This is a genomic window from Marinobacter sp. HL-58 (genome assembly GCF_001314605.1).
In the GTDB taxonomy this organism is placed as follows: Bacteria; Pseudomonadota; Gammaproteobacteria; order Pseudomonadales; family Oleiphilaceae; genus Marinobacter.
Genome location: NZ_LIHP01000010.1, coordinates 107,576 through 128,140, shown reverse-complemented (window position 1 = coordinate 128,140; position 20,565 = coordinate 107,576). Strand labels below are relative to the sequence as shown.

General features: G+C 58.5%; 19 protein-coding genes. 16 read left to right on the top strand and 3 right to left on the bottom strand.

Translation table 11 applies throughout. The features are described 5' to 3' along the window. The first annotated feature begins 7 nt into the window (after positions 1-7). Both efp and epmA read left to right on the top strand, forming a co-directional pair. The gene (gene efp, locus HLUCCO03_RS07825) at positions 8-583 is read left to right on the top strand and encodes an elongation factor P (protein ID WP_027832750.1); all 576 of its coding nucleotides are present in this window, start codon (positions 8-10) and stop codon (positions 581-583) included. Continuing rightward, positions 584-1,570 carry an EF-P lysine aminoacylase EpmA gene (gene epmA, locus HLUCCO03_RS07820; RefSeq protein ID WP_027832749.1) on the top strand — a complete coding sequence of 329 codons (987 nt, stop codon included), beginning with the start codon at positions 584-586 and terminating at the stop codon, positions 1,568-1,570. It begins immediately after the preceding gene. Here epmA and asd read toward each other — a convergent pair. Then, positions 1,542-2,420 (bottom strand): archaetidylserine decarboxylase, encoded by an 879-nt coding sequence (gene asd / locus HLUCCO03_RS07815; RefSeq protein WP_027832748.1) that lies wholly within the window; start codon positions 2,418-2,420, stop codon positions 1,542-1,544. The genes epmA and asd overlap by 29 nt on opposite strands. A 180-nt stretch (positions 2,421-2,600) precedes the next feature. Between asd and motA the strand changes: the two genes are divergently transcribed. Continuing rightward, on the top strand, positions 2,601-3,452 hold the full coding sequence (gene motA / locus HLUCCO03_RS07810) for a flagellar motor stator protein MotA (RefSeq protein ID WP_027832747.1): 852 nt from the start codon (positions 2,601-2,603) through the stop codon (positions 3,450-3,452). Positions 3,453-3,481: 29 nt separating this feature from the next. Then, on the top strand, positions 3,482-4,441 hold the full coding sequence (motB, locus tag HLUCCO03_RS07805; protein ID WP_027832746.1) for a flagellar motor protein MotB: 960 nt from the start codon (positions 3,482-3,484) through the stop codon (positions 4,439-4,441). A gap of 5 nt (positions 4,442-4,446) precedes the next feature. On the opposite strand, the gene rsgA is transcribed toward motB, so the two are convergent. Further along, the gene (gene rsgA / locus HLUCCO03_RS07800; RefSeq protein WP_027832745.1) at positions 4,447-5,502 is read right to left on the bottom strand and encodes a small ribosomal subunit biogenesis GTPase RsgA; all 1,056 of its coding nucleotides are present in this window, start codon (positions 5,500-5,502) and stop codon (positions 4,447-4,449) included. A gap of 257 nt (positions 5,503-5,759) precedes the next feature. On the opposite strand from rsgA, the gene orn reads away from it, so the two are divergent. Then, complete coding sequence (gene orn / locus HLUCCO03_RS07795; protein WP_027832744.1) at positions 5,760-6,302, top strand: oligoribonuclease; 543 nt, start codon at positions 5,760-5,762, stop codon at positions 6,300-6,302. Here the strand turns inward: orn and queG are convergent. Then, positions 6,297-7,361: a tRNA epoxyqueuosine(34) reductase QueG gene (gene queG / locus HLUCCO03_RS07790; protein WP_027832743.1), complete on the bottom strand. Its 1,065-nt coding sequence runs from the start codon at positions 7,359-7,361 to the stop codon at positions 6,297-6,299. The genes orn and queG overlap by 6 nt on opposite strands. Before the next feature lie 119 nt (positions 7,362-7,480). Between queG and HLUCCO03_RS07785 the strand changes: the two genes are divergently transcribed. The 11 genes from HLUCCO03_RS07785 (at position 7,481) to HLUCCO03_RS07735 (ending at position 20,543) form a co-directional block, all read left to right on the top strand. Then, entirely contained in the window at positions 7,481-9,055 is a 1,575-nt protein-coding gene (locus HLUCCO03_RS07785) for a bifunctional ADP-dependent NAD(P)H-hydrate dehydratase/NAD(P)H-hydrate epimerase (RefSeq protein ID WP_027832742.1), read from the top strand. Continuing rightward, positions 9,055-9,561: a tRNA (adenosine(37)-N6)-threonylcarbamoyltransferase complex ATPase subunit type 1 TsaE gene (tsaE, locus tag HLUCCO03_RS07780; RefSeq protein WP_027832741.1), complete on the top strand. Its 507-nt coding sequence runs from the start codon at positions 9,055-9,057 to the stop codon at positions 9,559-9,561. The genes HLUCCO03_RS07785 and tsaE overlap by 1 nt, the downstream gene beginning before the upstream one ends. A gap of 103 nt (positions 9,562-9,664) precedes the next feature. Continuing rightward, a complete protein-coding gene (locus HLUCCO03_RS07775; RefSeq protein ID WP_292016676.1) occupies positions 9,665-10,948 on the top strand; it encodes an N-acetylmuramoyl-L-alanine amidase in 1,284 nt (427 codons plus the stop codon). Between the two features lie 19 nt (positions 10,949-10,967). Further along, positions 10,968-12,875 (top strand): DNA mismatch repair endonuclease MutL, encoded by a 1,908-nt coding sequence (gene mutL / locus HLUCCO03_RS07770; protein WP_027832739.1) that lies wholly within the window; start codon positions 10,968-10,970, stop codon positions 12,873-12,875. A gap of 7 nt (positions 12,876-12,882) precedes the next feature. Beyond that, the gene (gene miaA, locus HLUCCO03_RS07765) at positions 12,883-13,932 is read left to right on the top strand and encodes a tRNA (adenosine(37)-N6)-dimethylallyltransferase MiaA (RefSeq protein WP_027832738.1); all 1,050 of its coding nucleotides are present in this window, start codon (positions 12,883-12,885) and stop codon (positions 13,930-13,932) included. A 34-nt stretch (positions 13,933-13,966) separates the two neighbouring features. Beyond that, positions 13,967-14,215: an RNA chaperone Hfq gene (gene hfq / locus HLUCCO03_RS07760; RefSeq protein WP_007154829.1), complete on the top strand. Its 249-nt coding sequence runs from the start codon at positions 13,967-13,969 to the stop codon at positions 14,213-14,215. Positions 14,216-14,343: 128 nt separating this feature from the next. Further along, positions 14,344-15,642 (top strand): ribosome rescue GTPase HflX, encoded by a 1,299-nt coding sequence (hflX, locus tag HLUCCO03_RS07755; protein ID WP_027832737.1) that lies wholly within the window; start codon positions 14,344-14,346, stop codon positions 15,640-15,642. A gap of 79 nt (positions 15,643-15,721) precedes the next feature. Continuing rightward, complete coding sequence (hflK, locus tag HLUCCO03_RS07750) at positions 15,722-16,921, top strand: FtsH protease activity modulator HflK (RefSeq protein WP_027832736.1); 1,200 nt, start codon at positions 15,722-15,724, stop codon at positions 16,919-16,921. Positions 16,922-16,923: 2 nt separating this feature from the next. Beyond that, on the top strand, positions 16,924-17,799 hold the full coding sequence (hflC, locus tag HLUCCO03_RS07745; protein WP_027832735.1) for a protease modulator HflC: 876 nt from the start codon (positions 16,924-16,926) through the stop codon (positions 17,797-17,799). 183 nt (positions 17,800-17,982) lie between these two features. Continuing rightward, positions 17,983-19,164: an ATP phosphoribosyltransferase regulatory subunit gene (locus HLUCCO03_RS07740; RefSeq protein WP_027832734.1), complete on the top strand. Its 1,182-nt coding sequence runs from the start codon at positions 17,983-17,985 to the stop codon at positions 19,162-19,164. 83 nt (positions 19,165-19,247) lie between these two features. After that, positions 19,248-20,543, top strand: coding sequence for an adenylosuccinate synthase (locus tag HLUCCO03_RS07735; protein WP_027832733.1), 1,296 nt, complete (start codon positions 19,248-19,250; stop codon positions 20,541-20,543). Positions 20,544-20,565: the final 22 nt, after the last annotated feature.

Below are 20,565 nucleotides of genomic sequence, written 5' to 3'. Positions count from 1 at the left end.
TAATTTCATGGCTTCATATTCTACCAACGAATTCCGCGGCGGTCTTAAGGTTTTGCTGGACGGCGACCCCTGTATCATTCTCGAGAACGAATTCGTAAAGCCCGGCAAAGGCCAGGCATTCAATCGGGTCAAGTTGCGCAACCTGATGACCAATCGCCAGTGGGAGCGCACTTTCAAGTCCGGTGAAAGCCTCGAAGCCGCTGACGTCATCGATCTGGAAATGGAATATCTCTACACAGACGGCGAGTTCTGGCACTTCATGAAAACCGACGGTTCGTTCGAGCAGTACGCGGCGGACGCCAAGGCCGTTGGTGATGCCCTCAAGTGGCTGAAAGAGCAGGACGTTTACACCGTAACACTCTACAACGGTGCGCCGCTGACGGTAACGCCTCCGAATTTTGTTGAACTGGAAGTCGTGGATACCGATCCTGGCATGAAAGGTGACACCGCCCAGGGTGGATCCAAGCCGGCGACACTTTCCACTGGTGCCGTGGTGAACGTACCCCTGTTTATCACCATTGGCGAGGTGCTCAAGGTGGACACCCGTTCCGGTGAATACGTCAGCCGTGTCAAAGGTGGCTGATTGGCTACCGGAGTAACCAATACATCTGGCTGGCAGCCTGCCGCATCCCTGGCTGCCCTCGAAAGCCGTGCACACCAGCTGGCCTGGGTGCGCGGTTTTTTTGCACAACGGGGCGTGATGGAAGTCGAAACGCCGGTATTGGGCCGTTACGGCGTGACCGATACCAATATTGAAAGTATCGCTGCCAGCCCGGCGCCGGTTGCGGGCAGCTCCACAGGCGCCTGGCTCCAGACCTCTCCCGAATATCACATGAAGCGCCTGCTGGCGGCGGGCTCCGGGCCCATCTATCAGGTGGCGCGGGTGTTCCGGGATGGCGAATTCGGCCGGCGACACAACCCGGAATTTTCCCTCCTTGAATGGTATCGCCCCGGGTTCACTGACGACGATCTGATGGCGGAAGTGAGCGAACTGGTATGCGGCTGGCTGGGTTGTGAGACACCTGGCAGATTACGTTACCGGGAGGCATTCCTGCGTTTTGCCGGCATTGATCCGTTTCTGGCCAGTGACAGGGAGCTGTCTGCCGCCTGTGAGCAGTGGCTGGAGCCGGCTCAATTGCAGGCATTTACCCGGGACGATTGTCTCGACTTGCTGATGAGTTACCAGGTTGAGCCGGCACTGGCTGACTTCGGGCCGGTGTTTGTTACCGGATACCCGAAGTCCCAGGCGGCCCTGGCCCGTGTGTCGGAGCAGGACGGGTTGCTGCAGGCGCACCGCTTCGAGCTGTATGTGCAGGGGATAGAGTTGTGTAACGGATACTGGGAGCTCACGGACGGGGAAGAGCAGCGGCGTCGGTTTGTTGCGGACAATCAGGCGCGACTTGCTGCCGGCAAGCCGGAAATGCCCGTTGATCAGGCATTTCTGGCAGCATTGGATTCAGGCGTGCCGGACTGCTCAGGGGTGGCGCTGGGCCTTGACCGGTTGCTGATGCTGAAACTGGGGCTGGAGAGTCTGGCCGGCGTTATTGCGTTTCCTGCCGACCGGGCGTGATTTCTCCGAATGCCTCTCCCATCTGCACTCTGCCACCAGCGACCTGGTCCCCGTTCCAGGTAACCGAGCCCCTGGGCATGACCATGATCACCGTTGATCCCAGGCGGAACCGTCCCATTTCCTCGCCTTTTTCAAAGCGAATGGGCTTCTGGAGGCCATCGTAGCGGGTGACGTCAACCTGGCGTTGGCCCGGCGCCACAATGCCGGCCCAGGTGGTTTCAACGCTGCCGACAATCATGGCTCCCACCAGTACCAGGGCCATCGGCCCCGCCGCAGTGTCGAAAATACAGACAACCCGCTCATTCCGCGCAAACAGATTGGGCACGTTTTCTGCCGTTGTCGGGTTGACGGAAAACAGCTTGCCGGGCACGTAGACCATTTCTCGCAGGGTGCCGGCCAGCGGCATATGAATGCGATGATAGTCCTTTGGAGCGAGGTAGATGGTCGCAAACTCTCCGTTTTCAAAAACGCCGGCCCGTTGCTGTTCGCCCCCGAGCAATTCATTCAGGTTGAAGGACTGGCCTTTGGCCTGGAAAATCCGGCCGCCGGTGATGCTGCCCAACTGGCTGATGGCGCCGTCCACAGGGCTCACCAGTACAGACTCACGTGTGTCCACTGGCCGCAGGCCCGGTTTCAGGGCACGGGTAAAAAAGGCATTGAAACTGGGGTAGGCGGCAGGATCCGATTCAAGTGCTTCGCTCATGTCTACGCCATAGCGGCCGATAAACCAGTTTATAACGCGATTTTTGAGCGCCGGAACGCTTTCGTTGTCTGCGAGGCGGCCGGCAAGGCGGGAAATGGCCAGTTGCGGTGCTACGTATTGGCCCGTTACAAAAAGCTTGTCGTACATCAGGGGTGATCCTTGGCGCTCAAAGGAGCAAAGTCTACCAAACCGTGCCGCGTGTATAGAAATTGTTTCACACCTTCGCGGTTCTGACCGGTGCTTGCTATTATCTGTGCAAAGCGGAATGACAGCCTGGCTTCAGTCGCGGTTTCCCGATAACAATCACAGAAGGTTTGTTCTCTTTCCATGCTACTCATAATCGGTGCAGTTGTTGTAATTGCAAGCGTCCTGGGGGGGTATGTTCTCCATGGCGGTAATCTCATGGTGTTATGGCAGCCTACGGAAATCCTGATCATTGGCGGTGCCGCAGTGGGTTCATTCGTGATAGCGAATCCCATGCACACGGTGAAGGAAGTCGGCAAGGGCATTCTCAACCAGTTGACCGGTTCGCCCTATAACAAGTCCTTTTACATGGACCTGCTCAGCCTGATGTATGAGGTTTTCGATAAATCCCGAAAACAGGGCGTCATGGCCATAGAGGAGGACATCGACAATCCTCAGGACAGCCAGATTTTCAGCCGTTATCCGGCGATCATGAAATCAAAGTATCTGCTCGCCTTTATTACCGATTACCTGCGCATTATAAGCTCTGGGAATATGGCAACCCATGAACTGGAAGGCATGATGGAGAACGAGATTGAAAGCCGCCAGCACGAACTGGAAGAGCCGGCCCATGCGGTGAACAAGATCGCGGATGCGCTACCGGGCCTGGGGATCGTCGCCGCTGTTCTCGGTATCGTCATCACCATGAACTTTCTCACCGAAGGGCCTGAAAAAATCGGCCTTAGCGTTGCCGCTGCGCTGGTCGGTACCTTCCTGGGCATCTGGATGGGCTATGGCTTTGTCGGGCCCGTTTCCATCGCCATGGAACATTCGGCCCGCTACGAGCTCAAGGCCTACGAGTGTGTGAAATCGGCGATAGTGGCCACAGTGTCGGGCCAGGCGCCGCAAATGGCCATCGAGTTTGGCCGCAAATCCCTGCCGTCGGATAAGCGACCGGGGTTCCAAGAACTGAACGACCACGTGCGTTCGAAATAATCTGAATAAGAGCCGTCTGGAGCAGTTTCTTGGAAGAACAGCCAATCATCGTAAAACGAAAAAGGAAGGTTGTCGCCGGGCATCACGGTGGGTCCTGGAAAGTGGCGTTCGCCGACTTTGCCACCGCCATGATGGCGTTTTTCCTCGTGCTCTGGCTGACTGCCACGGCCTCCCCGGAGCAGAAGCTGGCGGTCGAGGGGTACTTCAAGGACCCTGTCGGCTTTACCGAGGGCGGGTCTCCCAATCCTGTCGACCTGGAAGGCAGTGCATCAGTCATCAACGAAAGCAGCGAGGATATCGAGAGCAGCGATATCCAGATTGAAGATCAGGTGGTTGAGGAACTGTCCCAGACCCTGGAACAGCAACAGATGGAAGAGCTGTTTCAGGATCTGAAAGAGCGTATCGAGCAGAACGAAACCCTGCAGGAGTTCAAGGACCAGCTGTTAATCGACATCACCAGCGAGGGCCTGCGAATCCAGATTGTTGACCGTTCCCAGCGCCCGATGTTCGACAGCGGCCGTGCCGAGCTCAAGTACTATTCCCAGGACATCCTGTTCGAGCTGGCCAAAACACTGGGCACCGTTAACAACAAGCTCAGCATCACCGGTCATACCGACTCCACCCCCTTCAGTGGCCGCCCCGGCTATACCAACTGGGAACTGTCAGCGGATCGCGCCAACACCGCCCGCCGTGCACTGGTGGCCGGTGGCGTCAGGCAAGAGCAGATCGGGCGGGTTGTGGGCCTGAGCGATTCCGTCCTGTTCGATCAGGACGACCCACAGGCCCCGGTCAATCGCCGTATTTCCATCATCGTATTGAACAAGAAGACGGCGGAGGGCATCCAGAGCAACGCCAGCCGGTCAAATGAGCCCCTCATCGATCTGACCGCGCCTTCTGAAGAGGAACAGCAGGAAGCCATGGAGCGTCTGGAGGAAGGTGACTGGGCTGAAGAACAGGAAGAGCCCGGGGAAGGGGAACTTAACTGGTAGGCCGTTTAATCGGCTTTCAGCCCCCGGGCATTCTGTTCGGCCATATCCTGCAGGATCCGCTTGAAACTCTTCATCCGTTCCACACTGATGCGGCCGTCCGCGGCAGCCTGGGCGATTGCGCAGCCCGGTTCGCCCATATGGCTGCAATTGCGGAATTTGCAGTGGCCGATCAGGTCACGGATTTCCCGGAAGCCGTACTCGATTTCCTGGGGCGTCATGTGCCAGAGGCCGAATTCCCGGATACCCGGTGAGTCAATCAGATCGCCGCCGCAATCGAGGTGGAACAGTTTCGCGGTGGTGGTGGTATGAATGCCCTTGCCGGTGCTTTCCGATATGGCGCCAACCCGTATGGCCTCGTCCGGGAGCAGTGTCTGGATAATGGACGACTTGCCAACTCCGGACTGACCCACGAAGACACTGGTCTGGTCCTTTACCAGATCCTCCACCCGAACCGCCTGCTCGCCTTCAAGAGTCTTCGCTGAGGTTCGCTCCGTGCGATAGCCTAGTTTTTCATAGCGGGCCAGCAGGTTGTCGATGGATTCCCGGTTCTGGTCATTGATCAGGTCGGTCTTGTTCAGCAGGATAATCACCGGAATGTCGGTGCTTTCTGCCGCCACCAGATAGCGATCAATCAGGTTGTCGTGGGGTTCCGGCTCCGGCGCAATCACCAGGATGATATGGTCGATGTTGGCAGCAACGGGCTTGAGAGCACCAAAGTTGTCCGGCCGCTGCAGGAGTGAGTTGCGGTCACAGCGGGCGACAATTACCCCGGTTCCGTCGCTTCCGGGCCGCCAGATGACCTTGTCACCGGTCACCAGGCTGTCGATATTGGCCCTGACAAAGCAGCGTAATACCTTGCCGGTGTCTTCCCCTTCCAGGGCTTCCACGTCCAGTTGCTGGCCGTAATGGGCAATCACCAGTCCCTGCTGTTCCGGCCCCAGATCCCCGGCGTCCAGTTTTTCACCAATGGACTCTTCTTTCCTGGCCGCCCGGGTGGCCCGCTCCTGCTGTATTTTCTTGATGCGCCATTGCTGCTGTTTATTGAGTCGACGTTTAGCCATATACCGGGTCGTTTATTTCCTGCTGGAGAATGATGATTGCTGTAACATCATACGGGAATGATGTCCTCAGGGCCTGTTAGTTATTGCATTGCGGGCCGATATATTACCAATATTATGAGGGCAGCCGGTTATTGCTTCCCGGGATCGTCTGAAACCAGGGATGGTTTCAGTCGAGCGCACAGGGATGTGCTTGTAGCGTATCCCGGGAAGCAATAACCGGCTGCCCATGCACGTAACAGAAGGCTGGGAGTTAATGAATGCCAGAAGCCAATTACCTCGTCTGGATTGACCTGGAGATGACCGGGCTGGACCCGGAGAAAGAGCGCATTATCGAGATAGCGACGATCGTTACCGATTCTGAGCTGAATACCATCGAAGAGGGGCCGGTTATTGCTGTCCACCAATCCGACAAACTGCTCAGCGAGATGGATGAGTGGTGTACCCGAACACATGGTGAAAGCGGGCTCACCCAGCGAGTAAAAGACAGCAAGTTCAGTGAAATCGATGCTGAGCAGAAAACACTGGAGTTTCTCCAGCGTTATCTTGAGCCGGGGCAGTCACCACTGTGTGGCAACAGCATTGGCCAGGACCGGCGTTTCCTTGTGAAGTACATGCCTGAGCTGGAAGCCTTTTTCCATTACCGCAATCTGGATGTCAGTACCATCAAGGAGCTGGCCCGGCGCTGGCGGCCGGATGTGTTGGAGGGGGTCAAGAAAAAGGGTAGTCATCTGGCGCTGGACGATATCCGCGACTCCATCAACGAGTTACGCCATTACCGTGAGCATTTCTTCCGGTTATAAGCCGTGGCGCTGCAGGGCCCAGTGCACATGCTCCCGGACCATGTCCGATGGATGGTCCGCCCGCTGTTTCAGGGCTTCGATCACCGGGATGGTGGAGGGGGCGTTGCCCAGGCCCACCGCCAGGTTCCGCAGCCAGCCTTCATAGCCGGTGCGGCGGATGGCGGAGCCTTCGGTGCGTTTGAGGAATTCCTCCTCGGTCCACAGGAAAAGAGTGGCCAGTTCGCTGTTGTCCAGGCCATGGCGGGGCTGGAAATCTTTTTCTGCAGTCGGTTTGCTGAACTTGTTCCAGGGGCAGACCAGCTGGCAATCGTCGCAGCCAAAGACGCGGTTGCCCATCTTTGAACGCAATTCCTCCGGAATGCTTCCCTTCAGTTCGATGGTGAGGTAGCTGATGCATTTGCGGGCATCCAGCTTGTGGGGGCCTTCGAAAGCGTCCGTGGGGCAAATATTCAGGCAGGCGGCGCAGCTGCCACAGTGCTCCTTCTCGAAAGGTTCATCGAGTGGCAGTGGTGCGCTGGTAAAAATCTCCCCGAGAAAGAAAAACGAGCCGGCCCTGGGGTGAATCAGCATGTTGTTCTTGCCGATCCAGCCAAGCCCGGCGCGCTGCGCCAAAGCGCGCTCCAGAACCGGGGCGCTGTCCACGAAAGCCCGGTAATCGTAGCCCGATACAGCGCTATCAATTCTTTTTGCCAGGGTTGCCAGCCGTTTGCGCATCAGTTTGTGGTAGTCGCGCCCCACCGCATACCGGGTGACATAGGCCTTCTCCCGGTTAGTGAGCACCCGCCCCGGATTATCAGGTGCCGGCAGGTAGTCCAGCCGGACGGAGATGACCCGCCGTGTTCCCTCCACAAGGGATGTGGGGGTATAGCGTTTGTCGCCATGGTCGGCCATGTATGACATCTCGCCATGCAAGCCTTCCTTGAGCCAGTTGTTCAGGCGTTCACCGTGAATGCCGGTATCCGGCAGCGTGATACCGGCGTCACTGAAGCCCAGTTCAAGGGCCCAGGCGCGGATCTGGCGGGGCAGATCTTGCAGTATTTGATCGGTCGGATCTGTCATCGAATGCCAGTAAGGAAGTTTAATTTGATTAAGTTATGACCTTTTCCACTGTTTTGCTATTCTTTACAGGTATCTGGCCGTTTTTCTTAATCCGAATTCTGTAACGGGAGCGGACGTTCATGCCCCTGTCTGGTGGTCACAGTTTACCAGAAGACCTCTATTCCGCCGACGCCGTGCGGGAGATTGACCGCTATGTAATTGATCAGCAAGGGGTTGACGGTTTCGAGTTGATGCAGGCTGCAGCCGCCAGTGCATTCCGGAGGCTGGTTCGCTACTGGCCGGAACCGGGCAGGATTCTTGTTTTGTGCGGTGCCGGTAATAACGGTGGCGATGGTTATCTGGTCGCTGCCAACGCAGTCCGTCATGGCTTGAGTGTGGATTGCATTGCCGTGGCACCCACTGAAAAGCTGTCTGGCGACGCCCGCAAGGCATGGAAAAAATCTGTGGCGGACGGGGTTCCAGTGAAGGCGTTGGCGGACCTTTCTGACAGTGAGGTCAGTGAATCGATTGCCAGCGCCGGGCTGATTGTCGATGCCATGCTGGGCACCGGCGTTACGGGGGCTCCCCGGGAACCCTTTGCGGCCATGATTCGCCACTGCAACGGCGCTGCTGCGCCAGTGCTGGGCATTGATCTGCCCTCAGGGTTGAATGCCTCCACGGGAACCGTGGCGGGGGACGCAGTCCGGGCGGATGTGACGGTAACCTTTATCGGCCTCAAGGCGGGGCTTTTTACCGGCCAGGGGGCGGAATTTGCCGGTGATGTGGTCTTCGAGTCCCTGGATACTGACGACTGGGCCTCGGAAAGTGGGCAGCAGCCCCTGGCCCACCGGGTGGACTGGTCGCGACTCCATAGCTCTTTACCCCGGCGCCCGAAGGCCGCCCACAAGGGCCGTTTCGGGCATGTGCTGATCGTCGCCGGAGACCGTGGGCTGGGTGGTGCCGGCATGATGGCAGCTGAGGCCGCTTCCAGGTCCGGTGCCGGCATGGTAACGCTGGCCACACGCCCGGAATACGTGGCGCCGGCACTGGCCCGTTGTCCATCGGTTATGGTGCAGGGGCTGATACATGGGTCTGAACTGCCGCCGTTGATCAGCGCAGCTGATGTGATTGTCTGCGGCCCCGGCATCGGTCAGGGCGCCTGGGGGCAGCAGATGTTGCAGCAGGTGGTGGCCAGTGGCAAACCGCGGGTGCTGGATGCAGACGCCCTGAACCTGATGGCGTCAAGGGTTGCGCAGCCGGCAGACAACCACATCCTGACACCGCATCCCGGCGAGGCGGCCCGGCTGCTGGAGTGTACGGTGGCGGATATTGAAAGTGACCGGATTCGGGCGGCGGAACAGATTCACGAGCTCTTCGGCGGGGTGGTCCTGCTCAAGGGCGCCGGCACTATTGTGGCCTCAGGAGGTGTGTTGCCGGATATTATCAGTGGCAGCAACCCCGGAATGGCAACCGGTGGTATGGGAGATGTCCTGTCCGGCATACTCGGCAGCTTTTACGCACAGTTTGGAAATGCCCGGCTTTCCGCTTCGGCAGCCGCGGCCCTTCACCTGGAAGCCGCAAACCGGGCATCCGGAACCAGGGGCTACATGGGGCTGCTGCCCATGGATGTAATAGACGCCCTGCCGCAGGTGCTGATGGAATCAGAGCAAGCGGCCGCGGTTGGCGGGAACATGAAAGGGGTGGCCGGAGAATAATGAATATTGCAACTGACGAGCTCACCCTGTATTTAAGCGATGAGCTGGAAACGGAAAAACTTGGACATATCCTGGCGGGGCTGGTCAGCGAGAGCGGCCAGGGGCTGGTGATATTTCTGGAGGGGGACCTCGGTATGGGCAAGACCACCCTGAGCCGGGGGGTTATGCGCGGTCTTGGTCACCAGGGTGCTGTCAAAAGCCCGACATACACCATTGTTGAGCCCTATGAGCACCTGAATCCACCGGCCTATCACTTCGATCTCTACCGGCTGGGGGATGCGGAAGAACTTGAATACATGGGCATCCGGGATTATTTCCAGGGCCAGAATCTGTGCGTTATCGAGTGGCCTGAGCGGGGCCAGGGTATCCTTCCCGATCCGGATTTGCGGATTCGTCTGGGGAGTCGTGGTGACGGGCGGGATGCCAGGCTGTCGGCGCCTACAACCCGGGGTGGCAGTCTGCTGGCCCGGGTTGGCAGGCAATGGCAGCCGCAACAGGGACATTAATTGTGAGTGATCAGTGCAGGTGTGCAGGATGACGATTATAAGAAAATTCTCCGGATGGTTTTTTGCCGCAGGCCTGGCGTTACTGACATTTCCGCTGGCGGCGATGGCGGGCGTCAGTGTGGAAAGTGCCCGGATCTGGCCGGCTCCGGATCACACACGCCTGGTGCTGGATATCGGTGACAAGGTCGAGCACAAGGTGTTTGCCCTCTCGGGCCCGTCCCGGCTGGTAATAGACCTGAAAAACGTCAGTCTGAAAGCCGACCTCGAAAAGCTTGATCTGTCCGACAGCCCGGTCAGCCGTATTCGCAGTGCCACCAGGAATGGGAATGACCTGCGAGTGGTTCTGGACCTGAAGAGCGACATCAAACCCCGGAGTTTCCAGCTGGAGCCTAATCAGCAGTATGGTCACAGGCTGGTGGTGGACCTGATCGACGAGGGCGGACTGAAAGCCCGGAAGCCCTCCAAGCCGACCGTGTCGGAGAACAGTAACGGCAAACGCGACATTATCGTGGTCGTGGATGCCGGCCATGGGGGTGAAGACCCCGGTGCCACCGGTCCCCGGGGCACACGGGAAAAGGACGTGGTGCTGGATATGGCGAAAACCCTGGCGAAGCTGATTGAGTCCAAGCCCGGTTACACCGCCAAGCTCACCCGTAACGGTGACTATTACATCGACTTGCGCAGCCGCACCTTGCTGGCCCGCAAGCACAACGCGGATCTGTTTGTTTCCGTTCACGCGGATGCATTCCGCACCCCGCAACCCCGGGGCGCTTCCGTATTCGCGCTGTCGCAACGGGGCGCCACCAGTGAGACAGCCCGCTGGCTTGCCAAGAGTGAAAACCGTTCAGACCTGATTGGCGGTGCTGGCGGCGTATCATTGGACGGCCGTGACGAGATGCTGGCGGGTGTTCTGCTGGATCTTTCAATGACCGCCAGTATCAATTCGAGCCTTGGTGTCGGGGATTCCATCCTCGGCAGGCTCGGGGATGTTGCCAAGCTCCACAAGCGAGGGGTTGAGCAGGCTGCATTCGCCGTGTTGAAATCGCCGGATATTCCCTCAATCCTGGTTGAGGCGGGATTCATATCCAACCCCAAGGAAGAACAGAATCTGTCCAGTGCCTGGTACCGAGACAAGCTCTCCCGGGCGGTTTTCGAAGGTATTGACGACTATTTCCAGAAAACACCGCCGCCGGGAACCCTGCTGGCATGGCAGAAGCAGAACCGGCAGGATGTCGGCAGCGTCAGCCAGTATCGGATACGCAGTGGGGATACCCTCTCTGGAGTCGCCAAGGAAAATCAGACAAGCGTCAGTGAACTGATGCAGTTTAACGGCCTCAATGATGACCGTGTTATGGTAGGGCAAACCATTCGTATTCCTGCATCCTGAAACGAGGTCTTCTGGTAGCATGCCCCCCATTCGATTACTGACTCCGCGCCTGGCTAACCAGATTGCTGCCGGCGAGGTGGTTGAGCGTCCGGCTTCGGTCGTGAAGGAACTGGTAGAAAATGCGCTGGACGCCGGTGCCCGCCGGGTCGACATTGAAATCGAGCAGGGTGGGGTCAAGCTGATCCGGGTCCGCGATGACGGCAGCGGTATCGATGAGGCGGACCTGCCGCTGGCCCTGAGCCGACATGCAACCAGCAAGATCGAAAACCTGGATGATCTTGAAGCGGTTGCGTCCCTGGGGTTCCGGGGTGAGGCCCTGGCGAGTATCAGTTCGGTTTCCCGTCTGGCGCTGACCTCTCGTACAGAAAGCCAGGAAGCTGCTTCGAGGGTCGAGGTGGAAGGGCGCGATATGGATGCCAGCATCTCGCCAGCGGCCCATCCGGTAGGAACCACGGTCGAGGTACGGGACCTGTTCTTCAACACCCCGGCCCGCCGCAAGTTTCTTCGCACTGAAAAAACCGAGTTCAATCATGTGGACGAGTGTGTGCGGCGTCAGGCCCTGAGCCGTTTTGATACCGGGTTCACGCTCCGCCACAACCAGCGCGTGGTCCAGAGCCTCCGGCCGGCGGAAAATCCCCTGGACCGTGAGCGCCGGATCGGTTCCCTCTGTGGCCAGCAGTTTATCGACAATGCCGTTGTGATTGACGCCGAAGCAACGGGGCTGAAGCTCTGGGGCTGGGTGGCGTTACCAACCTTTTCCCGCAGCCAGGCCGACCTGCAGTATTTTTTCGTCAACGGGCGTGTGATTCGTGACCGGCTGGTGGCCCATGCCGTACGCCAGGCCTATCGTGATGTGCTCTACAATAACCGGCACCCGGCCTTCGTGCTGTACCTGGAAGTGGATCCCGCCAATGTGGATGTGAATGTTCACCCCACCAAACACGAGGTGCGGTTCCGTGACGGGCGACTGGTCCATGATTTTATCTTCCGTACGCTTCACAAGGCACTGGCCGATGTGCGGCCGGACGATCATCTCAGGGGAGCGGTGGCCCAGTCCCACGGGCGTGAATCCGGTGGCATGTCTGATGGCTACGGAGCCCAGTTCGCGATGTCCGGTGTGAATCCCCGGCCGGCGCCTGATCCGTTTGCGGCGTCAGCCGGTCAGTCGCCGACTGGCTATTCCGGGGGGCAGCCGCCGGCACAGCACGAATGGCAGGCCCGTGACCAGATGGCGTTCTACCAGTCACTGAATCAGGGGGGCGGTGTCGGTGGCCAGGCAGCCGTGGCCGAAACCGGGGATATAACGGTAGCGGCCCCCACACCGCCACAGGACAGCGCCGACGAACCACCGCTGGGTTATGCCATCGCCCAGTTGCATGGCATCTATATCCTTGCCCAGAGCCGCCAGGGCATGATTGTGGTTGATATGCATGCGGCACATGAGCGCATTACCTATGAGCGTATGAAGCGGGCTCTGGAGGCGCAGGACCTGAAAAGCCAGCCGCTGCTCGTGCCGGTGTCCCTTGCCGTCAGTCAGAAGGAAGCCGCATTGGCTGAAACCCATGGAGAAGAGCTTTTTCAACTGGGCCTCCGTGTTGAGCGTATTGGCCCGGAAACCCTGGCCGTACGCCAGGTGCCGGCACTGTTGCGGGGCGCCGACACCGAACAATTGGTGAGGGACGTATTGTCGGACCTGATCGAAAATGGCGAGAGTGACCGTGTCGAGGCGGTGACTCATGAACTGCTCGGAACCATGGCCTGCCACGGCTCTGTGAGAGCCAACCGGCAGTTGACCATACCCGAAATGAACACCCTGTTGAGGGACATGGAGGCGACAGAGCGCAGCGGTCAGTGCAACCATGGCCGTCCCACCTGGACGGTTGTCACTCTGTCCGAGCTGGACAAGCTGTTCCTGCGGGGTCGGTGACACCGTTATGACCATCACAAAGGGTGCGGGCGCGAAGCCTCCTGCCATATTTCTTATGGGGCCCACTGCCTCCGGGAAAACCGATCTGGCAATAGAGCTGTGCCGGCGACTGCCCTGCGATATTGTCAGTGTTGATTCGGCAATGATCTACCGGGGTATGGATATTGGTACCGCGAAACCGTCGCCGGCGGAGCTTGCCCGGGCGCCCCACCGCCTGATTGACATCTGTGATCCCGCTGAGACCTATTCCGCCGCGGACTTTCGCCGTGATGCCCTGAAGGAAATGGCGGCAATCGCGTCGGCAGGCCGGATTCCGCTGCTGGTTGGCGGTACCATGATGTATTTCAAGGCCCTGCTTCATGGCATGTCGAACCTGCCTTCTGCCGATGCGGACATCCGGCGGGCCCTGGAGCACGAGGCGGAGGAAAGCGGCTGGGGCGCTCTGCATCGCGAGCTGGAACGGCTGGACCCGGTTGCAGCCGGGCTTATTCACAAGAACAATCGGCAAAGACTGATCCGTGCACTTGAGGTGATCCGTATTACCGGGCGCCCGATCTCCGAAATATGGCAGGATAAAACCGGCCGTGAGCCGGAGGCACCGGGAGGTAGCCGGGACGGGGTCGAGGATTACACCTATTTTACTCAATGGCAGGCAGACGAATCGCCGTCTGTTCCGTATACTGTAGTGCAGCTTTCGATGGCTCCCGCCGACAGGCGGATACTTCATGAAAGAATTAACCGGCGATTCCGGTCAATGCTGGATGCCGGTTTTCTTGATGAGGTCAGGGCATTGATGGCCAGAGGCGATCTGCATCCCGGCCTGCCCTCCATGCGTTGTGTCGGGTACCGACAGGCCTGGGCCCATCTGGCGGGTGAATATGATTACAGCACCCTGGTGGAAAAGGGCTCTGCCGCCACCCGACAGCTTGCCAAGCGGCAGCTGACCTGGTTGCGGAAATGGTCCGGTCTGGACTGGCTGGACAGTGGTGACAAACTTATGTCAGACACTGCCTTGAAAATTATTGAACATCGCACCACATTTAGACATTGTAAATGACGATCTGCCTTTACTTATCAACAGGAGAAAACACATGTCAAAAGGGCACTCTCTACAAGACCCTTACCTCAATGCATTGCGCAAGGAACGCATTCCGGTTTCCATCTTTCTGGTCAATGGCATCAAGCTTCAGGGCCAGATTGAGTCTTTCGACCAGTTCGTGATTTTGCTGAAAAACACTGTCAGCCAGATGGTCTACAAGCACGCCATTTCCACAGTGGTTCCTGCCCGGAATGTCCGCATTCCGCCACAGGCGCCAGGTGGGGAAGAATCTGAGGACTGATTTACCCGGTAATGCCGGTGTTACCACCCGCGCTCCCGATGGGCCTGAACCGGCCCTGAGGGCCGCGGGTGTTTGTTGTGCTGGTGTTGCCGTCTGTTACCACCTGATTGATCCGGAGTTTCTACTACTTGTTTGAGCGTCCCGATGTTGGTGAGCGGGCGATTCTCGTTCACATTGAGTTTTCCTCCCATGAAGAGTCCGAGGACCTGGGCGAATTTCGCGAACTGGTCTGGTCAGCGGGAGTTGAGCCGGTGGGGGTGGTTACCGGTTCCCGGAAACAGCCCAGTCCGAGACTGTTCGTGGGCGAGGGCAAACTGGAAGAAATTCGTGATGCGGTTGCCGCTAACGAGGCTGACGTGGTTCTGTTCAATCATGCCCTCAGCCCCAGTCAGGAGCGCAATATCGAGCGAGAGCTCCAGTGCCGGGTGCTTGACCGTACCGGTGTGATCCTGGATATTTTTGCCCAGCGTGCCCGTACCCATGAAGGTAAGCTGCAGGTTGAGCTGGCCCAGCTGGAGCATATGTCCACGCGCCTGGTTCGGGGCTGGACCCACCTGGAGCGGCAAAAGGGTGGTATCGGGCTGCGCGGGCCGGGTGAAACCCAGCTGGAGACCGACAGGCGCCTGCTGAGGGAGCGGATCAAGTCGATCCATCGCAGGCTGGAAAAGGTTCGTAAACAGCGCAATCAGGGGCGCAGAGCCCGCAAGCGCGCTGACATCCCCACGGTTTCGCTGGTGGGATACACCAATGCAGGCAAGTCCACGCTCTTCAATCGGATTACCTCCTCCACCGTGTATGCGGCTGATCAGCTGTTTGCTACGCTGGACCCCACACTGAGACGGTTGGAACTTCCGGATATCGGACCGGTCGTAATGGCCGACACCGTGGGGTTTATCCGTCATCTGCCCCACAAACTGGTTGAAGCCTTCCGCGCCACACTGGAAGAAACCACGGAAGCCTCCCTTCTGCTCCACATCATTGACTGCCATGACGACCGGCGCGAAGAGAACATGGAGCAGGTTGAGGAGGTGTTGGCGGAAATAGGGGCAGACGAGATTCCTGTGCTTCAGGTATTCAACAAGATTGACCTGCTGGACAATTTCGAGCCCCGGATCGAACGCAATGAAGACGGTGTACCGGTGAGGGTGTGGGTTTCCGCCGTGACAGGTGCTGGTCTTGACGGGCTTTTTGACACCATCGTGGAGCGACTCGCGGAAGACGTCATTCACCATTTCGTGGTGCTCGGCCCTGCAGATGGCAAGCTGCGTGCGCTGCTGCATCAGGCAGGCTCCGTGCTCAGCGAGGATCACCGTGATAACGGCGATTCGGTCGTTGAGGTCCGGCTTCAGTACCGTGACTGGTCGCAGCTTCTCAGCCGCGCCGGAATGCAGGAAAAAGACGTAAAGTTCGAGGAACGACGTATATAGACAGGCTGTGCTATTGCCGGGGCGCCCAGAAATCCCTAGTATTTGCAGCCATTCGACTAGTTATGGAACGGAGAGCACTATGGCCTGGAATGAACCGGGTGGAAACCGCAATGACAATGATCCCTGGGGCACCGGCGGTGGTCGTGGCGGCAATGATCAGGGGCCACCAGATCTTGATGAGGCGCTGAAAAAGGGCCTGGACAAACTGAACAAGTTGCTCGGTGGTAAAGGCAAGAAATCCGGCGGCGATGGTGGCTCTTCCTCCGGAGGGGGCAGTGCCGGCGGTATAGGTGCAATTCTTGCCCTGGCGGCCATCATTTTTGTCGGCTATGTGATTTTCCAGTCTTTTTACACCGTGGACGAGCAGGAGCGAGCGGTTGTGTTGAGGTTTGGTGAATACAGCCGCACCGAAAACCCCGGTCTTCGTTTCAAGGTCCCGCTCATCGACAGCGTCCGCCTGGTTCGGGTCACCAACGTGAGAAATGCCCAGTCAAGCGGACAGATGCTGACTCAGGATGAAAACCTCGTGTCGGTTGACCTTCAGGTCCAGTATCGCGTCGGTGATGCCAAGGCTTATGTTCTGAACGTGCGTGATTCCAACCAGGCTCTTGCTTTCGCAACCGACAGTGCTCTGCGCCATGAAGTGGGAAGCTCGGTTCTGGACGAAGTGCTGACAGAAGGTCGTGCCGAGCTGGCGGTCCGGGTCGAGCAGCGCCTGCAGAATTTCCTGCAGGAATATGGCACCGGCCTGTCGATTGTCAGGGTGAACGTTGAGAGCACCCAGCCACCGGATGCCGTTCAGGACGCCTTCCGTGAGGTGCAGCGTGCACGTGAGGACGAGCAGCAAGTCAAGGAACAGGCGGAAACCTATCGCAACAAGGTGGTTCCCGAAGCCCGTGGCCGGGCCCAGCGTCTGACCGAGGAGGCCGCAGCCTACAAACAGGAGGTGATAGAGCGTGCCCGTGGTGAGACCTCGCGCTTCCTCGCCGTTCTTGATGTATATCAGCAATCGCCCGAGGTGACCCGCGAGCGCATGTATATCCAGGCGCTTGAAGGTGTTCTGTCCAGTACCAGCAAGGTACTGGTGGACACCAAGAGCAGCGACAACATGATGTATCTGCCTCTGGACAGGCTGACCAATCGCTCAGGCGGGAATACCGGCAACCAGAACAGCTCGGGTAGCTCAGGCAGCAGCGATATAGACATCAAGACCCTGTCGGATCAGGTTATTCAGGAACTGCGTGGCAGGCAGGATTCAGGCGTTCGGAGGAGTAGATAATTATGGGACCCAAAGGTATTGTGGGCCTTGCAGGCGCCCTGATCATAGTGCTCGTGACGCTGTCCAGCGTGTACATCATTCCTGAAACCCATCGTGGCGTGCTGTTGCGTTTCGGTGAATTGATCGAGACTGACATCCCGTCAGGGCTTCACTTCAAGGTACCGGTCATTGATCAGGTGCGTGAATTCGATATCCGGCTGCTGACAACGGATCTTCCGTCACGTCAGTACCTGACCATCGAGAAGAAGCCTCTTGACGTGGACTCCTACATCGCCTGGAAAATACGTGACGTAGACCAGTTCTACCGTGCCACCGGTGGTGATGAGTACCGTGCATCCGAGTTGCTGCTTTCGCGGGTCGATAACGGCCTGCGTGACGAATTTGGTGTCCGTACCATGGTGGAAGTCGTATCCGGCCAGCGGGACGAGCTGATGACGCAGTTGCGGGAGCGTGTAAACGAAACCGCGGTGAAGGAATTCGGTATAGATGTGGTGGATATCCGCGTCAAGGCCATTGAATTCCCCGGCCAGGTGAGCGATAACGTTTTCCGCCGCATGGCAACCGAGCGCGAGAAGCTGGCCCAGGAATTCCGTTCCCGTGGTCAGGAACTGGCAGAGGGTATCCGCGCCGATGCGGACCGTCAGCGGACAGTTATCCTGGCAGAGGCGTTTGCCGCAGCTGAGGAAATGCGTGGTGAGGGTGATTCCGAGGCCGCACGTATTTACGCGGACGCGTACGACACCAACGGCGAGTTTTACAGCTTCTACCGCAGCCTGGAAGCCTATGGTGAAACCTTCTCCAGCAAGGACGATATCATGGTTATCGATACCGACAGCGATTTCCTGAGGTTCCTGAAGGATCCCCAGGGCGATCGATAACCCACGTCGGTACGCTGACAAAACCGGAATACCTCGGTATTCCGGTTTTTTTGTGCCTGCCAACAGTGTAAAATTCTGCCGGTTTTGGTTCGGGTTTTTATCTGGTACCGAACATCGCCCTAAATCCTGTGCACTCCCGGGGCTTTTGTATTTGCTCCGGGGCAGAACGGACAACCGAATCTCATGACAGTATCTGATCGCTGGCTGCTGCCGGATGGCGTGGAAGATATTCTTCCGCCCCTGGCTGGACAGATTGAATCCCTGCGCCGGGACGTAATGGATACCTGCCAGCGCTGGGGTTACCAGCTGGTTATTCCACCGCTGATCGAATACCTGGAGTCTCTGTTTACCGGTACCGGGCATGACCTGGAACTCCAGACCTTCAAGCTGACCGATCAACTGACCGGCCGGATGATGGGGCTGCGGGCCGACATGACACCCCAGGCCGCCCGGATCGACGCCCATACCCTGGGGCAGGAAGGTATTACCCGGCTGTGTTACGCCGGCCATGTGTTGCACACGCGGCCACGACACATGCTGACGGGCCGCACCCCTATACAGGCCGGCTGTGAGCTGTTCGGCAGTGGTTCCGAAGCGGCGGATATGGAAGTCATCAGCCTGATGCTGGAAACCCTGCGAGTGTCCGGTCTGCCACGGATTCATCTGGACCTGGCCCATGTAGCCATCTATGAAACCCTGGTAGGCGAGGCCGGATTCGACCGGGATACCGGAGCGACCATTTTCGATGCCATGGCCCGGAAATCGGTACCGGAACTGGACGAACTGCTGGGTGATTGCGCGGCAGGGTCCTCCGGAGCCATGCTCAGGGAACTGGCCCGTGTCAGTGGGGGCCGGGAGGCACTGACTGAAGCCCGGCGCATTCTTGAAGGTGCACCGGCACCGCTGGTACAGGCACTGGATCAGCTGGAGCGGGTAGCCGACATGCTCGCCGCGAACTATCCCGAGGTAAGCTTCGGTTTCGACTTCTGTGAGCTTCGCGGATACAACTACCACACGGGCCTTGTGTTTGCGGCCTATGTACCTGGCCATGGAGATGCAGTGGCCAAGGGCGGGCGTTACGACGCCATCGGCAGTGATTTTGGCCGGGCACGTCCGGCTACCGGGTTCAGCCTGGATATTCGCGCCCTGGTGTCCCTGGGCCAGCGTGCCCGGGCAACGGGCAAATCAATCTGGGCCCCCGCGGAGCAGGATCCCGCTCTTGGCGGTGTTATATCCGGTCTGCGGATGACGGAAACCGTTATCAGGGCTTTGCCGGAGGACGAAGGCGTGGACCCCCGTTCCCGCAATTGCGACCGGGTTCTGGTAAAACGTGACGGCCAATGGGTCGTGGAGCAGCTGGGCTGACAGCCGACAGGTATCAGGTCACTCATTTACAGGTAAATCCGCGGATATGTCGCCGCCTGGTGACACCGCACTGAGAGAGAGTCATGGGTAAAAACGTTGTAGTGCTGGGCACCCAATGGGGTGACGAAGGAAAGGGCAAGATTGTTGATCTGCTGACAGACAAGGTCGCCGCCGTGGTGCGCTTTCAGGGCGGCCATAACGCCGGCCACACCCTGGTCATTGAAGGGAAGAAAACCGCGCTGCACCTGATTCCCTCCGGCATCCTGCGCAAGGATGTCCAGTGTCTGATTGGCAACGGCGTGGTTCTCTCTCCGGAAGCACTGCTGAAGGAAGTCCGGGAGCTCGAGGGTAACGGGGTAGCGGTGCGGGACCGGCTCAGGATCAGCCTTGCCTGCCCCATCATCCTCAAGACCCACGTTCGCATTGATCAGGCCCGCGAACGGGCCCGGGGCGTGGACAAGATCGGCACAACCGGCCGGGGCATTGGCCCGGCCTATGAGGACAAGGTTTCCCGCCGGGGCGTTCGCGTAGGCGATCTGTGTGACCCGGAAAGCTTCAAGGAGAAGCTTCGTGAAATCATGTCCTACCACAACTTCGTACTGACCGAGTACTTCCGGGAAGAGCCGGAAGACATCGACCAGGCGTTCGCCGAACTGATGTCCATGGGCGAAGAGATTCTGCCAATGTCCGCCGACGTAACGGATATTCTCCATGATCTGCGCAAGCGAGGCGAACCTATCCTGTTCGAGGGCGCGCAGGGCTCGCTGCTGGATATTGACCTGGGCACCTATCCCTACGTTACATCCTCCAATACCACCGCAGGTGGCACGGCCACCGGTTCCGGTTTCGGGCCACTGTTCCTCGACTACGTTCTGGGTATTACCAAGGCCTACACCACCCGGGTCGGCTCAGGCCCGTTCCCCACGGAGCTGTTTGATGACATGGGGCAGCACCTGGCTGTGAAGGGTAACGAAGTTGGCACCACCACAGGTCGTTCACGCCGCTGTGGCTGGTTCGATGCGGTGGCACTGCGTCACGCCATCCAGATCAACAGTGTGTCCGGTATCTGCCTCACCAAGCTGGACGTCCTGGACGGTATGGACACCGTGAAAGTGTGCGTTGGCTATAAAACACCCAATGGCGAAATCACCCGACCCCCTATCGGCTGCGATACCTACAAGGATATCGAGCCGGTCTATGCGGAGCTGCCGGGCTGGCAGGAGAGCACCGTTGGGCTGACCGGCCTTGACCAGTTGCCGGAAAACGCCAAAGCCTATATCCGTTTCCTGGAGGAGCAGATCGAGGCGCCCATCGACATCATATCCACCGGCCCCGATCGGGTCGAAACCATCGTCCTCCGCCACCCCTTCGGCGCGTAACCGCTGACGGTGATCCCGGCGA